General features: G+C 66.9%; 1 pseudogene. It reads left to right on the top strand.

Features of this window, described 5'->3' with window-relative positions:
- Window positions 1-251 (top strand): annotated as a pseudogene (locus ACOJB8_RS41310) (hypothetical protein); the annotation flags it as partial.

The following is a 251-nucleotide window of genomic DNA, read 5'->3' as shown; positions in this document are numbered from 1 at the left end:
TCTTCGCGATCTGGTATCGCGTCGAGGGCACCCTGGCGATCGACGCGATCGACACGGCGCGTCGCGAAGGGTTCTACTGGGCCGCGATCCTCTGCACGTTCGCGCTCGGCACGGCCGCGGGCGATCTCGCGACCGAAGCGCTGGGTCTCGGCTTCTCGCTCGGCGCGATGTCGTTCGGCATCCTGCTGGCTGCGGTCTACACAGCATGGCGAATCGGCGCGAACGCGGTTCTCACGTTCTGGATCGCGTAC

This window comes from Paraburkholderia sp. BR10141, from assembly GCF_056155635.1.
This window is presented reverse-complemented; position numbering and strand designations above follow the sequence as displayed.